Here is a 14,913-nt window from a genome sequence, read left to right as displayed (position 1 = left end):
GGACACTTTCATTAAGCGGACAGGAGGGGGAGCGCGGGCCCGCAGGCTAGAATGCGCCGATCGTCTTCAAGGAAACGCGTGACATGTGTGGAATCGTGGGTGCGATCGCTGATCGCGACGTAGTGCCGGTGCTGATCGAGGGTCTGAAGCGCCTTGAGTACCGTGGTTACGATTCCTCGGGTATCGCGGTGATCGACCACGCCGAGCGGTCCGAGGTGCGCCGCGTGCGTCGTACCGGGCGTGTGTCGGAAATGGCCACTGCGGCCGAGGCCGAGGGCTTCAATGCGGTGCTGGGCATCGGCCACACCCGCTGGGCCACCCATGGCGGTGTCACCGAGGCCAATGCGCATCCGCACATCAGCCACGGCGTGGCGCTGGTGCACAACGGCATCATCGAGAACCACGAAGAGCAGCGCGAGAAACTGCGCGCGCTGGGCTATACCTTCGAGTCGCAGACCGACACCGAAGTCATCGCGCACCTGATCCACCATCACCTGAAGGACGGCGACGACCTGCTGGTGGCGTTGCAGCACACGGTGAAGGAACTGACCGGTGCCTACGCGCTGGCCGTGGTCAGCCGTGCCGAGCCGGAGCGCTTCGTCTGCGCGCGCATGGGCTGCCCGCTGCTGGTCGGCCTGGGCGAGGGTGAGAACTTCGTCGCCTCCGACGTCTCGGCGGTGATCTCGGCCACGCGCAAGGTGATCTTCCTGGAGGAAGGCGACACCGCCGAAATCCGCCGTGACGGCGTGCGCATCTTCGATGAGCATGACCAGCCCATCGAGCGCGACGTGCATCTGTCCGATGTGTCGCTGGCTTCGCTGGAGCTGGGCCCGTACCGCCACTTCATGCAGAAGGAAATCCACGAGCAGCCGCGCGCGCTGGGCGACACCATCGAGGCGGCGATCGACGCCGGTGGTTTCCCGGCCGGGCTGTTCGGCAAGAATGCCGAAGCCGTGCTGTCGGGCATTGAAGGCGTGCAGATCATCGCCTGCGGTACCAGCTATTACTCCGGCCTGACCGCGCGCTACTGGATCGAGGCCATCGCCGGCCTGCCGTGCAGCGTGGAAATCGCCAGCGAGTACCGCTATCGCGCGGCCTATGCGAACCCCAAGCATCTGATCGTGACCATCTCGCAGTCCGGCGAAACGCTGGATACGATGGAAGCGCTGAAGTACGCCAAGTCGCTGGGCCATAAGCACACGCTGTCGATCTGCAACGTGCCGGAAAGTGCGATTCCGCGCGCCAGCGAACTGGTCTGCTACACCCGCGCCGGCGCCGAGATCGGCGTGGCCTCGACCAAGGCCTTCACCACCCAGCTGGCCGCGCTGTTCCAGCTGACCGTGGTGCTGGGCAAGCTGCATGGCCGCATCGACGCCGCGCAGGAAGCGGACTACCTGGAGCAGCTGCGCTTCCTGCCGGGCAGCGTGCAGCACGCGTTGAACATGGAGCCGCAGATCGCTGCGTGGGCCGAGCGATTCGCGCGCAAGAGCAGCGCGCTGTTCCTGGGCCGCGGCCTGCACTACCCGATCGCGCTGGAAGGCGCGCTCAAGCTCAAGGAAATCTCCTACATCCACGCCGAGGCCTACCCGGCCGGTGAGCTGAAGCATGGCCCGCTGGCGCTGGTGGACGAGGACATGCCGGTGGTGGTGATCGCGCCCAACGACAGTCTGCTGGAAAAGGTGAAGTCGAACATGCAGGAAGTGCGTGCGCGCGGCGGCGAGCTGTTCGTGTTCGCCGACCAGGACAGCAACTTCAACGAGTCCGAAGGCGTGCACGTGATTCGTACGCCGCGCCATGCCGGCGTGCTCAGTCCGATCGTGCACACCATTCCGGTGCAGCTGCTGGCGTACCACACCGCGCTGGCACGTGGCACCGACGTGGACAAGCCGCGCAACCTGGCCAAGAGCGTGACGGTGGAGTAAAGCACTCCCGGCTCTGTTGGATGCTGTATGCGAAAGGGGCCTGCGCGGCCCCTTTCGTTTGCGTCGGTAGCTGTGGAAAGTGGGACAGCCGCCGCGTGCTTTGTCCGCCTTCGGCAGGGCGCAATCAATCTTTAACGCGTGGCACCGCCAGTATTCAGCGGCGGTTTCAGCCGCGGTGCCATTCTCTGGATCGTCAGTTGGTTCCCACGACGAACTGTCCTATCGATGCCGGTAGTGACCGATGGTCGCAGTCGTAGAATCGATTCGACCGAGGTCCGGGTTGAGCGGTTGAGCCCACCTCGTTCGCGTTGCAGCACGTCGTCTGCCGATCCATTCCAAGCGGCAGCCGGGTGCGCCAGACGTGCGCTGAAAGGTCTGTTCCCGGGGAGGGGGCGTATCGGAAGAGCACACTTTTTGACTTAGTGACCTGCACCAGGAAACAAGAATGAACGTCCGCGAACTCCTGCAATCCAAGAAAGAAGCTGTCATCACCATCGACGCCGAAGACACCATCGGTGCCGCCGCCCACAAGATGAGCGCGAACAAGATCGCTGCGCTGGTGGTGATGAAGGACGATGCCCCGGTCGGCATCATTTCCGAAAAGGACATCGTGCGCACCCTGGCCGACGACGGCCCGCAGGCCGGCCGCCGGGTGATTTCCAGCGTGCCGTCCACCGGCCTGGAAGGCATCGCCCCGGAGGCCACCCTGAAGCAGGCCATGTCGTTGATGACGTACTCGCGGCGCCGTCATCTGATGGTCACCGAAGGCACCCGCCTGGTCGGCATCCTCAGCCTGGGCGATATCGTGAAGAACCTGCTGGGCGAGCTGGAGCTGGAAAAGGCCGTGCTGCAGGACATCTACATGGCGGCCCACTGAGGGCTGGACCCTTGGACGCAGAGAAGCCGGGCATTGCCCGGCTTCTTCGTTCACGGCTTCGGTGATATCAGAAAGTGACCTTCACCGAGTCGGCGCTGTAGTTGGCCGGGCCGTGGTAGACCACTTCGATGTTGTTGCCATCGGGATCGAGCACGAACGCGCCGTAGTAGCCCGGATGGTAGGGGCGTTCGCCCGGTGCACCGTTGTCGGTGCCGCCAGCGGCGATGGCTGCGGTGTGGAAGGCATCGACGGTGGCCGTATGGCGGGCCTGGAACGCCAGATGGTGGCGACCGGTCAACCGGCCGGCAGCGGCCTCGCTGCTGGCGCTGGAAATGAACAGCTCATCGGCCCAGAAGTAATCATCGCCTTCGCCGGCGATCGGAATGCCGATCGTATCGAACACCGCCTGGTAGAAGCGGCGGCTGGCGGCCAGGTCACGCACCACCAGCTGGATGTGGTCGATCAGGCGGCCACGGTGCAGTTCCATCGTTTCCATACGAACCTCAAAAAGGGGACGGAGTCGGTAGCGCCGGGCCGTGCCCGGCGAGCGCGCAGCGCGGCCTGCTCAAGGCCGCCGGGCATGGCCCGGCGCTACCAGAATTGTGCCCTTTTCCGGGTCAGGCGTTGGCGATGATCTCGACCCAGTAGCCGTCCGGGTCCTTGATGAAGGCCAGGTTCTTCATGCGGCCGTCGGTCAGGCGCTTCTGGAAGGTCACGCCCAGGTCTTCGAAGCGCCGGCAGGCGGCCTCGATGTCCGGCACCGACACGCAGATGTGGCCGAAGCCGCGCGGGTCGCTGTTGCCGTCATGGTAGACCGCACCGTCCTGGGTCTCGGTGCCGTGGTTGTGGGTCAGCTCCAGCACGCCTGGCAGGCCGGCCATCCACAGGCGGCGGGCGTTGTCATCTTCCGGCACCGTGACGTTGGCCGGCACGTAGGCCAGGAAGTACAGGCTGAACTGGGCCTCCGGGAAGTCGCGCTTGTCGATCAGCTGGTAGCCGAGCACGCGGGTGTAGAAGTCCAGCGAGGCGGTGATGTCCTTGACCCGCAGCATGGTGTGGTTGAACACGAAGCCGGTGGTTTCGGCCGGGGCCTGGGCGGCGACGCCGGGGACATCGCGCAGGGCGGGAATGGTCATGGGGGAGGTCCTTCAGACAGGGCCGTTGCCGGCCGGATGGGGTCATTCTACCGGCCGTCACCTGACGGCACCGCGACGTACAATGGGCGGATCGCACCGTTCCGTTCTGAGCATTGCCCGCCATGTCGCAGCGTGAATGGGTGGCTGCCGCCATCCGCAAGATCGAAGCCGATTTCAACCGTTCCGCCGATACCCACCTGATCCCGCTGGCGCTGCCCGGGTTCGAGGGCATCGACCTGTACCTGAAGGATGAATCGAGCCATCCCACCGGCAGCCTCAAGCACCGGCTGGCGCGCTCGCTGTTCCTGTATGCGTTGACCAACGGCTGGCTGCGCGAAGGGCGGCCGGTGATCGAAGCATCCAGCGGTTCGACGGCGGTGTCCGAGGCCTATTTCGCGCGTCTGCTGGGGGTGCCGTTCATCGCGGTGATCCCGGCCACGACCTCGCCGGAGAAGATTGCCGCCATCGAGTTCCACGGGGGCCGCTGCCATCTGGTCGAGCGCGCCTGCGAACTCAACGATGAATCGGAGAAGCTGGCCCGCGAAACCGGCGGCCACTTCATGGACCAGTTCACCTATGCCGAGCGCGCCACCGATTGGCGGGCCAACAACAACATTGCCGAGTCCATCTTCAAGCAGATGGCGGAAGAGCCGAGCCCGGTTCCGGAATGGATCGTGTGCAGCCCCGGTACCGGCGGTACTGCAGCGACGCTGGGCCGCTATGTCAGCTACCGCCGGCACGACACCCGCATTCTCTGCGCGGACCCGGAAGTGTCGGTGTTCTTCGACGGTTACCAGGCCGCCGTGGCTGGTGAGCCCGACTGGCGTGGCCTGACCTGCAGCGGCGGTTCGCGCGTGGAAGGCATTGGCCGGCCGCGTGTGGAATCGAGTTTCATCCCGACCAGTGTGGATGCGATGGTGAAGGTGCCCGACGCGCTGAGCCTGGCCGCGATGCGCCATGTCAGCCGCCAGCTCGGCCGCCGCGTCGGTGGCTCCACCGGCACCAACTTCATTGGTGTGCTGCAGGCCGCGCAGTGGATGCGCGAGGCGGGCCACCAGGGCAGCATCGTCAGCATTCTGTGCGACAGCGGCGAGCGTTACGCGCAGAGTTACTACGACCCGGCGTGGTACGCGCGGCAGGGCATCGACGTGGACGGTGCCGACGCACAGCTGGCGGCGGCAGTGGCCGGGCAGGGGTTGCCGGAACTGTCGTGGTGCAGCCTGGAAGTGCTGTAGGACGATCGACGTTGTCGCCGGGCATGGCCCGGCGGTCACGAGGGCGTCTCAATACCCCGCTGCGGTGAACGCGTCCAGCACCGCATCGCGCAGCGCATCGGGCAAGGCCTCGATGTCCATCGCGCGGTCATCCAGGTGCAGGCTCGGGTCCAGGATGCTGGCGCGTCCCTGGGCCAGCGCCTGCAGCCACAGCAGCACGCAGATCACGAACTCGCGCTCATGGCCCAGCCGCAGCTGGCTGGCGCCGCGTTCGATCACTTCGAACGGGTACCACTCCTGGGCATCGCTGAACGTGCCGCCCTGCTGCAGCACAGCCTGCAATTGATGCAGGTGACGTGGGGCGTCGTCGCCGGCATCGCACAATGCGGCGATCCAGGTCAGTTCGGCCGGGCTGGCGGACAATGCCAGTGACCGGGCCGGTGAGGCGGATGCAACTGCAGCCAGACCTTCCATGTAGGGCCTCGTTCGGTGCGTACCGCTGCGGACTCCCCCGCAGCCAGAGCTTCGAGCCGCGACCGTAAGGCCGACGTGAATGCCGGGCCGTGCCCCCTTGTCAGCCCTGCCTGCCAGCGCCATATCCTGCATGCTGCCCGCCTGTCGGGCCCGTACCCTGGAGATCTGCCGTGACCGTTGCCAACCCCCTGCTCGATTTTTCCGGCCTGCCGCGCTTCGAGGCCATCCGCCCCGAGCACGTGGCGCCGGCGCTGGACGTGCTGCTGGCCGAAGCCGAAGCCGCCGTCAGCGCGGCCGAGCAGGTGCAGCCGGTCACCTGGCAGACCTTCGTTGCCCCGCTGGACGATGCCACCGAGCGGCTGTGGCGCGCCTGGGGCCTGGTCGGCCACCTGCAGGGCGTGGTCAACACCCCGGAACTGCGTGAGGCCTACAACAGCAACCTGCCACGGGTGACCCGCTTCGCCAGCGCGCTGGGCCAGAACCTGGCGTTGTACCGGCAGTACCAGACGCTGGCCGACAGCCCGGAAGCCGCAGGCTTTGACGAATCCCAGCGCAAGGTGCTGGACAACACCCTGCGTGATTTCCGCCTCGGTGGCGCCGAACTGGCGCCCGAGGCGCAGCAGCGCTTCGCGGCAATCAAGGAAGAACTGTCGGCATTGTCGGCGAAGTTCTCGCAGAATGTGCTGGACGCTACCGATGCGTGGTCGTTGATCATCGAGGACGAAGCGCGACTGAAGGGTCTGCCGGAAGATGTGAAGGCTGCCGCGCATGCCGCAGCACAGAAGGATGGCAAGGCCGGCTGGAAACTGACCCTGCAGATGCCGTGCTACCTGCCGGTGCAGACCTGGGGCGAGGACCGCGACCTGCGCGAGATCCTGTACCGCGCCAGTGCGCAGCGCGCATCCGAATTCGGCGACGACGCGCTGGACAACGGCGGCAACATCGACCGCATCCTGGCCCTGCGCGCGGAACTGGCCGCGCTGCTCGGCTTCGGTTCGTATGGTGATTATTCGGTGGCGACCAAGATGGCGCAGGACCCGGCCGAAGTGCTCGGTTTCCTGCGTGACCTGGCTTCGCGCGCCAAACCGTTCGCGGCCAAGGACCGCGCCGAGCTGGAGCAGTTCGCACGCGAGCAACTGGGCATCGACAGCCTGCAGGCCTGGGACCTGGCATTCGCCGCCGACCGCCTGAAGCAAGCGCGCTACAGCTATTCCGAGCAGGAAGTGAAGCAGTACTTCACCGAGCCCAAGGTGCTGGGCGGCCTGTTCTCGGTGATCGAGCAGCTGTACGGCCTGCGCGTGCAGGAAGACAGCGCGCCGGTGTGGCACGAGGATGTGCGCTTCTTCCGTCTGGTCGATGCGCAGGGCGCGCTGGTTGGCCAGTTCTACCTGGACCTGTACGCGCGCGAAGGCAAGCGCGGTGGCGCGTGGATGGATGATTGCCGCAACCGCCGCGTGCGCGCGGACGGCAGCGTGCAGACGCCGCTGGTCTACCTGGTGTGCAACTTCGGCCGCGGTGCCAATGGTAAGCCGGCTACCTTCAGCCACAATGAAGTGACCACGCTGTTCCATGAGATGGGCCATGGCCTGCACCAGCTGCTGACCCGCATCGGCGAACTGGGCGTGGCCGGTATCAATGGCGTGGAATGGGATGCAGTGGAGCTGCCCAGCCAGTTCATGGAGAACTTCTGCTGGGAATGGGACCACCTGCAGGCGATGACCGCGCACGTGGACAGTGGCGAGCCGCTGCCACGCGCGCTGTACGAACGCATGCTGGCTGCACGCAACTTCCATAGCGGCATGGCGACCGTGCGCCAGCTGGAGTTCGGCCTGTTCGACATGCTGCTGCACAGCCAGTTCGAACCAGCGCAGGACAGCGTGCTGGCGCTGCTTGATCGGGTGCGCGCGGAGGTGGCGGTGAACCATCCGCCGGTCTGGAACCGCTTCCCGCACCAGTTCAGCCACATCTTCGCGGGGGGCTATGCGGCCGGCTACTACAGCTACAAGTGGGCCGAGGTGCTGAGCGCCGATGCCTACGCCGCGTTCGAAGAAGCGCCGCAGGCGCTGGCGGAAACCGGTGCACGCTTCCGCGATGAGATCCTGTCGCGCGGTGGCAGTCGCCCGGCGGCGGAGAACTTCAAGGCCTTCCGTGGGCGCGCGCCGCAGATCGATGCGCTGCTGCGCCATTCGGGCATGGCGTAAACGCAAAAAAAAGGGGACGGAGGGGATTAAGTCGTTTGTGCACAAACGACTTAATCCCCTCCGTCCCCTTTTTCTATTCGGCGTAGATCATCTTCCGGGTCATGCCGCCATCCACGATGAAATCCTGGCCGGTGCTGAAACCGGACAGCGACGACAGCAGGTACACCGCCAGTGCACCGATGTCTTCGGGGCGGCCGACCCGGCCGACCGGATGCTGGGCGTGGTCGGTGGCCGAGTAATCGGGCTCATGGCGGCGCGAGGGTGCCTGCCAGGCCGTGGTACCGATCCAGCCGGGGCTGATGCTGTTCACCCGCACTGCCGGGCCGGCGCTGATTGCCAACGCATGGGTGAAGGCGATCAGCCCACCTTTGGCGGCGGTATAGGCCTCACTGTGTGCCTCGGATTGCCAGGCACGGGTCGAGGCGATGTTGATGATCGCACCCGCCGCGTTGGCCGACAGTGCCGGCAGTGCATGCTTGCTGCACAGGAAGGCGCCATGCAGCGACGACAGGCGGCGTTGCCATTCGTCCCAGTCCATGTCCTGCAGCCGCGTGCCGTGTGGCGCTGCGATGCCGGCATTGTTGACCAGTCCGTCGATGTGTCCGAAGCGACGCAGCGCCTCGGCGATGAACGCGCGCACGCTGGCTTCGTCGGTGATGTCCAGGCGCTGGAACGCGGCGTCATCACCGCGCTGCCATTCCACCAGACACGCTTCGCCGGCCTCCACGTCCAGGTCGCCGATCAGCACGCGGCCACCGGCACCGAGCACGGCCTGGGCGATGCCGCGGCCGATGCCGTTGGCCCCTCCGGTGATCAGCACCACCTTGCCCGACAGCGGCGCGGCCGGCCATGCGGCAATCGGCGGCACGCGGCTCATGACAGGTCGTCGCCACGCAGGCGGCGATGCCAGCCGTCCACGCCGATGCGGTCCAGCGTCTGGATGTTGCGCTCGACGATCACGTCCGGGTCCGGATAGACGTCCACCGCGCGTGCGACGCTGTCCTCGCGCAGCAGGTGCAGGGTGGGGAAGGGCGCGCGATTGGTGTAATTGCTGGCGTCGTCGGCGGCCACACCGTCGAACTGGTAATCCGGATGGAAGCTGGCCACCTGCAGGATGCCCTGCAGGTCCAGCGCCTCGATCGCCGCGTCGGCGTTGTCGAGGAAGTCGTTGTAATCGAGGAAATCGGTCAGCACCTGCGGATGCACGATCAGCGTGGTATCGATCTGCTCGGCCGGCGTATCGCGCAGCAGCACCAGCTCCTCGGCCAGCTGTTCGACCAGCGCTTCCGGCGTGGTCGCATCGCTGAGCACAATGCGGACCTGGTCCTTCACGTACACCGCCTTGGCGAACGGGCACAGGTTCAGGCCGATGACGATGCGCTCCAGCCACAGGCGGGTGGCGGCGATCGGGTCATCGGTGGGCAGGTGGGAATCGGTCATGGCGGGCACGTCGGCTGGCGGGGCCGCCATTGTAGGCAGTGTGCCGGTGCTGCGCTGTCCACTGTGCAGGAACTGGACAGTGGCGAAGCGGGAAATCCCTGACGATTCAAATCGTTGCGCGCTATCGATGGATGGCCGATTGCCAGCCCGGGGCGACGGGCGTGGAATGGATGCACGACACAGGAGGACACCCATGACTGCATCTTCCCCGTGGCTGCCGGACGCCCTCTGGGCCGGCGCCTTCTTTGATGGCCACTGGCAGGCTGCCCCACAACGGCACCCGGTGATTGAACCGGCCACCGGCCAGCAGCTCGGCGAGATCGGCTTGGCCGACCCGGCGCAGGTCGCGCGTTCGGCCGCCGCCGCGGCGCAGGCCCAGCAGGCGTGGGCGGCGGCGCCCTACGAGCAGCGTGCCGACGTGCTGCGCAAGGCTGCGCGTCTGGCCGAAGAAAACATCGACACCCTGGTCGAGTGGCTGGTGCGCGAAAGCGGCTCGACCCGCCTGAAGGCTGGCTTCGAAGCCAAGGTGACCATCAAGGCACTGCATGAAGCTGCGGCGCTGCCGTCGCGCAGCACGGGTGAGATTCTGCCATCCGAACCGGGCAAGCTGAACCTGGCGCGCCGACGCCCGCTGGGCGTGGTCGGGGTCATCTCGCCGTTCAATTTCCCACTCTACCTGGCGATGCGCGCGGTGGCCCCGGCAATTGCGCTGGGCAACGCCGTGGTCCTCAAGCCGGACCCGCGTACGGCGGTATGTGGCGGCGCGGTGATCGCACGCTTGTTCGAGCAGGCGGGCCTGCCGGCAGGCGTGCTGCACATGCTGCCCGGTGATGGCGCGGCCGGTGCCGCACTGACCAGTGACCCGCACGTGGCGATGATCCAGTTCACCGGTTCCACCGCCGCTGGCCGCAAGGTCGGAGAGGCGGCCGGCAGGCATCTGAAGAAGGTCTCGCTGGAACTGGGCGGCAAGAATTCGTTGATCATCCTTGATGATGCAGACCTGGACCTGGCGGTGGCCAACACCGCGTGGGGCGTCTACCTGCACCAGGGCCAGATCTGCATGGCGACCGGCCGCGTGCTTGTGCACCGGAAGATCCACGACACGTTCCTGCAGAAACTGGTGGCCAAGGCCAATTCGCTGAAGGTGGGCGACCCGGCGCGCGAAGACGTGGCGATCGGCCCGCTGATCAATGCCGGCCAGCGCGACCACGCCGCGCGCGTGGTCGAACAGGCGGTGCAGGCCGGTGCCTCGCTGGAGGCGGGCGGCACCCATCGCGATCTGTTCTTCGCGCCGACGGTGCTTGGCAACGTCTCTGCCGACAATCCGGCGTTCAATGAAGAGATCTTCGCGCCGGTGGCGGTCGTGGTGCCGTTCGACGATGACGACGAAGCCGTGCGCCTGGCCAACGACAGCGAGTACGGGCTGTCGATGGCGATCGTGTCCAGCAACGTCGGCCGCGCGCTGAAGATAGGCGAGCGCCTGCGTACCGGCCTGCTGCACATCAACGACCAGACCGTGAATGACGAGGTGATCAATCCCTTCGGCGGCGTCGGCGCGTCCGGCAACGGCACCAGCATCGGTGGCCCGGCCAACGGCGAGGAGTTCACCCAGTGGCAGTGGTTGACCGTCAAGGGCGAAGCGCCCGCTTACCCGATCTGATCGAAGGAGCCATCACGATGAACGACAACAACGCAACGCGTGAGATCACCGCCGCCGTGGTACGCGGCAAGGAGCAGCCCTTCGTCATCGAGCAGGCGACGCTGCGCGGCCCGCAGGACGACGAGGTGCTGGTGAAGGTGGTGGCCACCGGCCTGTGCCACACCGACCTGATCGTGCGCGATCAGTACTATCCGGTGCCGCTGCCGGCGGTGCTCGGCCATGAGGGTGCGGGCATCGTCGAAGCGGTTGGCCCGAACGTGCGCGACCTCAAGGCGGGGGATCACGTGGTACTGACCTACGGCGCCTGTGGTCACTGCAATCCCTGCCGGGGCGGACACGGTGCCTATTGCAGGGATTTCTTCGCCCTGAATTTCGGTGGCGACGATGGCCACGGCCATACCGCCATCACCGATGCGCAGGGCCAGCCGCTGCACGATCACTTCTTCGCGCAGTCCTCGTTCGCCACCTACGCGCTGGCCCGCGAGATCAATGCGATCAAGGTGCCTGATGACGCACCACTGGAATTGCTGGGCCCGCTGGGGTGCGGCATCCAGACCGGTGCCGGTGCGGTACTCAACTCGCTGCAGGTGCGCTCGGGCAGCAGCTTTGCAAGCTATGGTGCCGGTGCGGTGGGCCTGAGTGCGGTGATGGCGGCCAAGGTGGCCGGCGCCACCACCATCATCGCCATCGACGTGGTGCCTTCGCGCCTGGAGCTTGCGCTGGAGCTGGGGGCCACCCACGTAGTCAACAGCCGGGAGACCGATGTGGTCGAGGCGGTGCGCGCGATCACCGGTGGTGGTGCTGACTTCGCGCTGGAATCGACCGGCCGTCCGGACGTGCTGTCCGCCGGCATCGAGGCACTGGGTGGGTTGGGCATGATGGGCGTGGTCGGTGCGCCGAAGCTGGGCACCACCGCCAGTTTCGATGTGAACAACCTGCTGCTCGGCGGGCGCAGCATCCGCGGCATCGTCGAGGGTGACAGCGTGCCGCAGGTGTTCATTCCGCAGCTGGTGACCCTGTTCCAGCAGGGGCGCTTTCCGTTCGACAAGCTGGTGAAGTTCTATCCGTTGGAACAGATCAACCAGGCGGCCGAAGACAGCACGAAGGGAATCACGCTCAAGCCGGTCCTGCGGATCGCGGCGTAAGGGTGGGGTGGGTTTGCAGGGCTGCGCCCTGCACCCGCCGAAGCAATGGCAGCCGCCAGAGCAACAGCAGAAGCTGGATTCCTGAGGTTGGCGGGGTGGGTCCGGTTGCTTTTGGTGGGTGCCGACCGTTGGTCGGCACGGGGTCGGAGCCGTTCTCCAAAGTAAAACGGCTCTGACCCCTTGTTTGAACCGCTGGCGGAAACATTCCGTTGTCGGAACGTAACGTGGCGTTGCCGCAGACGGGTGTACGCTGCCTCCATGATGGCCACGACAGTCGGGCAGCAGCAGTTGGTGGCGGCACGTGCCGCTTTCGCCGAGGGCGATGTGCGCTCATTGGGCGTGTTGCCGCTGCCGCTGCAGCAGTCATGGCTGCGTTCGCGCGCGGCGGGCCTGCAACCGGGGCAGGAGCCGGACTATCGGCCGCTGCTGGGGGGCGGACAGCGTCTCCCGCATCCCGACGACCGGCGCCTGGCACGTTGCGTGCAGCCGGAGCTGGAGCAGCTCTGGGCGGCCTTCGGTGGGCGCGGCTGGACGATGTTCTGCGCCAACCGCGACGGCATGGTGATCGCGCAGCAGGCCCACGGCCTGGAAGATGCTCCCTTGCTGCGGCCGATCCAGGTCGGGCGACAGCTGGGCGAGACGGAGATCGGCACCACCGCGCCGGCGGTCAGCCTGGCTGACGATGTGCCGGCACTGGTACGCGGCAACGAACATTACCTGCAGCGGTTCGCGCCGGTGTTCTGCCTGAGCGAGCCACTGCACGATCTCGACGGTCGGGTCTGTGGGGTGATCGACATCACCGGTCTTGGCGAACGCGATCCCGCCCTGCTGCAGGGCTATTTCCGGCAGGCTGCGCTGGCCAGCGAAAATCGCTTGTTCCATAGCCTCACCGACGTGCACCTGCTGGCCGTACAGCATGATCCGCGCTGGCTGGCGTCACCGCTGCAGGGACTGCTGGCGGTGCAGGAGGATGGCCAGCTGCGTGCAGCCAACCGCGTTGCACGGCGCCTGCTGGGCCTGCCACGGCGGGGGCCATTGCCGCTGCTGGATCTGGAGGCGCTGTTTGCTGGCGCCAGTGCGGCGCAACGGCGTCGCCTGCTGCAACCGGGCGCAGCGCATCGGGTCCGGTTGGGCGAGGGTAGTGCGGTGTACCTGCAGCGTCTGCAGGGGCCGCGGGGCGGGGCGCACCGGTCTACTCAGCGGAGCACCCCGGCAGATCCGGTCGCGCCGCTGCTGCGTGACCAGCAGCGTGAGGCCGCGCGCCGCGCGGCCCAGGCCGCTGACGGCAACCTCAGCCTGGCTGCACGCCAGCTGGGGATCTCGCGCACCACGCTGTACAAGCTGCTGCGCGATTGACCGCGTAGTCCGCCGGGCATGACCCGGCGGGGGCATCAGTCGCGGAAGTTGTTGAACTGCAGCGGCAGCTCGAACTTGCCGGCCTTGAGTACGGCAATGGCGTCCTGCAGGTCGTCGCGCTTCTTGCCCTGCACGCGCAGCTTGTCGCCGTTGATCTGGCTTTCCACCTTCAGCTTGGCGTCCTTCAGTGCCGCCGCGATCTTCTTGGCGATCTTCTGCTCGATGCCCTGCTTGACGGTGATCTTCTGCCGGGCCTGGGCCAGGTTGGTCTCGATGTCACCGAACTCCAGGCTGAGCACATCGATGCCGCGCGCGGCCAGGCGTGCACGCAGGATGTCGTTCATCTGCTTGAGCTGGAACTCAGTCGGCGCAGTCTGGTTGATGACATCGCCATCGCGCTCGAACTTGGCGTCCACGCCCTTGAAGTCGAAGCGGGTGGCCAGTTCGCGGTTGGCCTGGTCGATGGCGTTGGTCAGCTCGTGGGTGTCGACTTCGGACACGACGTCGAAGGAAGGCATGGGCGTGGCTCCGCGGAATTCAGTGGCCGCCATTCTATCGCGGCGCCCATGCCCGGCGCCCGGCGGGGCGCGCGGTCGGCGATAATGGGCCATGAACCTGCAACGCTCCCCTTCGCGTGCGGTGGCCTGGATGGTCGCTGCGGTCGCCTGTTTCTCGCTGATGGACGCTGGCATGAAGCAGCTGTCGGCCAGCTATCCCACGCTGGAAGTGACTTTCCTGCGCGGTGCGGCCTCGTTGCCGTTCGTGCTGGTCTGGGTGCTGGTCAGCGCCGGCCCGCGCTCACTGATCCCGCGCCGCTGGGGCCTGCACCTGCTGCGTGGCGGGCTGGGCATGGCGATGATCGGCTGCTTCGTGTTCGCCCTGCGCGACCTGCCGTTGTCCACCGCCTACACCATCTATTTCGTTGCCCCACTGCTGATTGCCGCGCTGTCGGTGCCGTTGCTGGGTGAGCGGGTCGGGCCGCGGCGCTGGGTCGCCATCGGCATCGGCCTGGTGGGCGTGCTGGTGGTGCTGCGGCCGGGCGTGGACGGCTTCATTTCGGTGCCCGGCCTGATGGTGCTGGCGGCGGCAACGGCCTATGCCGTGGCGGCGATCACGGTCAGCCTGCTGACCCGCACCGATACCTCGCAGTCGATGGTGGTCTGGTTCCTGGTGATCATGGCCATCGGTGCCGGGCTGCTGTCCATTCCCGGTTGGGTGCCGCTGCAGCTGGCACATGCCCCGCTGATCGCTGGCATGGGCCTGGCTGGGGCACTGGGCCAGATCGCCCTGACCAAGGCCTTCCAGCTGGGCGAGGCCTCGATGATCGCGCCGTTGGAGTACAGCGGCCTGGTCTGGGTGATCGGCTGGGACCTGGCCTTCTGGGGCCAGCTGCCGGACGGCTATACCTGGGTGGGTGCGGCGATCATCGTGGCCTCGGGGCTGTACCTGCTGCACCGCGAGCGGGTGAACCGGCAGGAACCACCGAAG

The 14,913-nt window shown here is 66.6% G+C and carries 14 protein-coding genes; 8 read left to right on the top strand and 6 right to left on the bottom strand.

The features are described from left to right. Window positions 1-83 precede the first annotated feature (83 nt). Together glmS and N5D20_RS21385 are read left to right on the top strand one after the other, a co-directional pair. Entirely contained in the window at window positions 84-1,922 is a 1,839-nt protein-coding gene (gene glmS / locus N5D20_RS21390) for a glutamine--fructose-6-phosphate transaminase (isomerizing) (protein WP_197578823.1), read from the top strand. A 445-nt stretch (window positions 1,923-2,367) separates the two neighbouring features. Continuing rightward, the gene (locus N5D20_RS21385) at window positions 2,368-2,799 is read left to right on the top strand and encodes a CBS domain-containing protein (protein ID WP_106469182.1); all 432 of its coding nucleotides are present in this window, start codon (window positions 2,368-2,370) and stop codon (window positions 2,797-2,799) included. 67 nt (window positions 2,800-2,866) lie between these two features. Here the strand turns inward: N5D20_RS21385 and N5D20_RS21380 are convergent, their stop codons facing one another. Next, window positions 2,867-3,295, bottom strand: a complete 429-nt coding sequence (locus tag N5D20_RS21380; RefSeq protein ID WP_197578822.1) for a VOC family protein — start codon at window positions 3,293-3,295, stop codon at window positions 2,867-2,869. A gap of 121 nt (window positions 3,296-3,416) precedes the next feature. After that, window positions 3,417-3,935 carry a lactoylglutathione lyase gene (gene gloA / locus N5D20_RS21375; RefSeq protein WP_197578821.1) on the bottom strand — a complete coding sequence of 173 codons (519 nt, stop codon included), beginning with the start codon at window positions 3,933-3,935 and terminating at the stop codon, window positions 3,417-3,419. Between the two features lie 122 nt (window positions 3,936-4,057). On the opposite strand from gloA, the gene N5D20_RS21370 reads away from it, so the two are divergent. Then, entirely contained in the window at window positions 4,058-5,170 is a 1,113-nt protein-coding gene (locus N5D20_RS21370) for a PLP-dependent cysteine synthase family protein (protein WP_197578820.1), read from the top strand. A 48-nt stretch (window positions 5,171-5,218) separates the two neighbouring features. Here the strand turns inward: N5D20_RS21370 and N5D20_RS21365 are convergent, their stop codons facing one another. Then, window positions 5,219-5,623: a hypothetical protein gene (locus N5D20_RS21365; RefSeq protein ID WP_197578819.1), complete on the bottom strand. Its 405-nt coding sequence runs from the start codon at window positions 5,621-5,623 to the stop codon at window positions 5,219-5,221. A gap of 170 nt (window positions 5,624-5,793) precedes the next feature. On the opposite strand from N5D20_RS21365, the gene N5D20_RS21360 reads away from it, so the two are divergent. Further along, complete coding sequence (locus N5D20_RS21360) at window positions 5,794-7,824, top strand: M3 family metallopeptidase (RefSeq protein WP_197578818.1); 2,031 nt, start codon at window positions 5,794-5,796, stop codon at window positions 7,822-7,824. 73 nt (window positions 7,825-7,897) lie between these two features. Here the strand turns inward: N5D20_RS21360 and N5D20_RS21355 are convergent, their stop codons facing one another. Then, window positions 7,898-8,701: an SDR family oxidoreductase gene (locus tag N5D20_RS21355; RefSeq protein WP_197578817.1), complete on the bottom strand. Its 804-nt coding sequence runs from the start codon at window positions 8,699-8,701 to the stop codon at window positions 7,898-7,900. Further along, on the bottom strand, window positions 8,698-9,264 hold the full coding sequence (locus tag N5D20_RS21350; RefSeq protein WP_049443995.1) for a DUF1415 domain-containing protein: 567 nt from the start codon (window positions 9,262-9,264) through the stop codon (window positions 8,698-8,700). The genes N5D20_RS21355 and N5D20_RS21350 overlap by 4 nt, the downstream gene beginning before the upstream one ends. Window positions 9,265-9,457: 193 nt before the next feature. On the opposite strand from N5D20_RS21350, the gene N5D20_RS21345 reads away from it, so the two are divergent. The 3 genes from N5D20_RS21345 (at window position 9,458) to N5D20_RS21335 (ending at window position 13,425) form a co-directional block, all read left to right on the top strand. Then, a complete protein-coding gene (locus tag N5D20_RS21345; RefSeq protein ID WP_049435897.1) occupies window positions 9,458-10,924 on the top strand; it encodes a benzaldehyde dehydrogenase in 1,467 nt (488 codons plus the stop codon). A gap of 17 nt (window positions 10,925-10,941) precedes the next feature. Further along, a complete protein-coding gene (locus tag N5D20_RS21340; protein ID WP_049435899.1) occupies window positions 10,942-12,069 on the top strand; it encodes an NAD(P)-dependent alcohol dehydrogenase in 1,128 nt (375 codons plus the stop codon). Window positions 12,070-12,330: 261 nt separating this feature from the next. Further along, window positions 12,331-13,425 (top strand): helix-turn-helix domain-containing protein, encoded by a 1,095-nt coding sequence (locus N5D20_RS21335; RefSeq protein ID WP_230080630.1) that lies wholly within the window; start codon window positions 12,331-12,333, stop codon window positions 13,423-13,425. A gap of 35 nt (window positions 13,426-13,460) precedes the next feature. Here the strand turns inward: N5D20_RS21335 and N5D20_RS21330 are convergent, their stop codons facing one another. Beyond that, the gene (locus N5D20_RS21330) at window positions 13,461-13,943 is read right to left on the bottom strand and encodes a YajQ family cyclic di-GMP-binding protein (RefSeq protein WP_006471121.1); all 483 of its coding nucleotides are present in this window, start codon (window positions 13,941-13,943) and stop codon (window positions 13,461-13,463) included. A gap of 91 nt (window positions 13,944-14,034) precedes the next feature. Here N5D20_RS21330 and N5D20_RS21325 point away from each other — a divergent pair. Beyond that, window positions 14,035-14,913, top strand: an 879-nt coding sequence (locus N5D20_RS21325) for a DMT family transporter (RefSeq protein ID WP_279948140.1), incomplete at its 3' end; no start/stop codon positions are given.

It is taken from the genome of Stenotrophomonas sp. GD03877 (genome assembly GCF_029840555.1).
In the GTDB taxonomy this organism is placed as follows: domain Bacteria; phylum Pseudomonadota; class Gammaproteobacteria; order Xanthomonadales; family Xanthomonadaceae; genus Stenotrophomonas; species Stenotrophomonas geniculata.
This window is presented reverse-complemented; position numbering and strand designations above follow the sequence as displayed.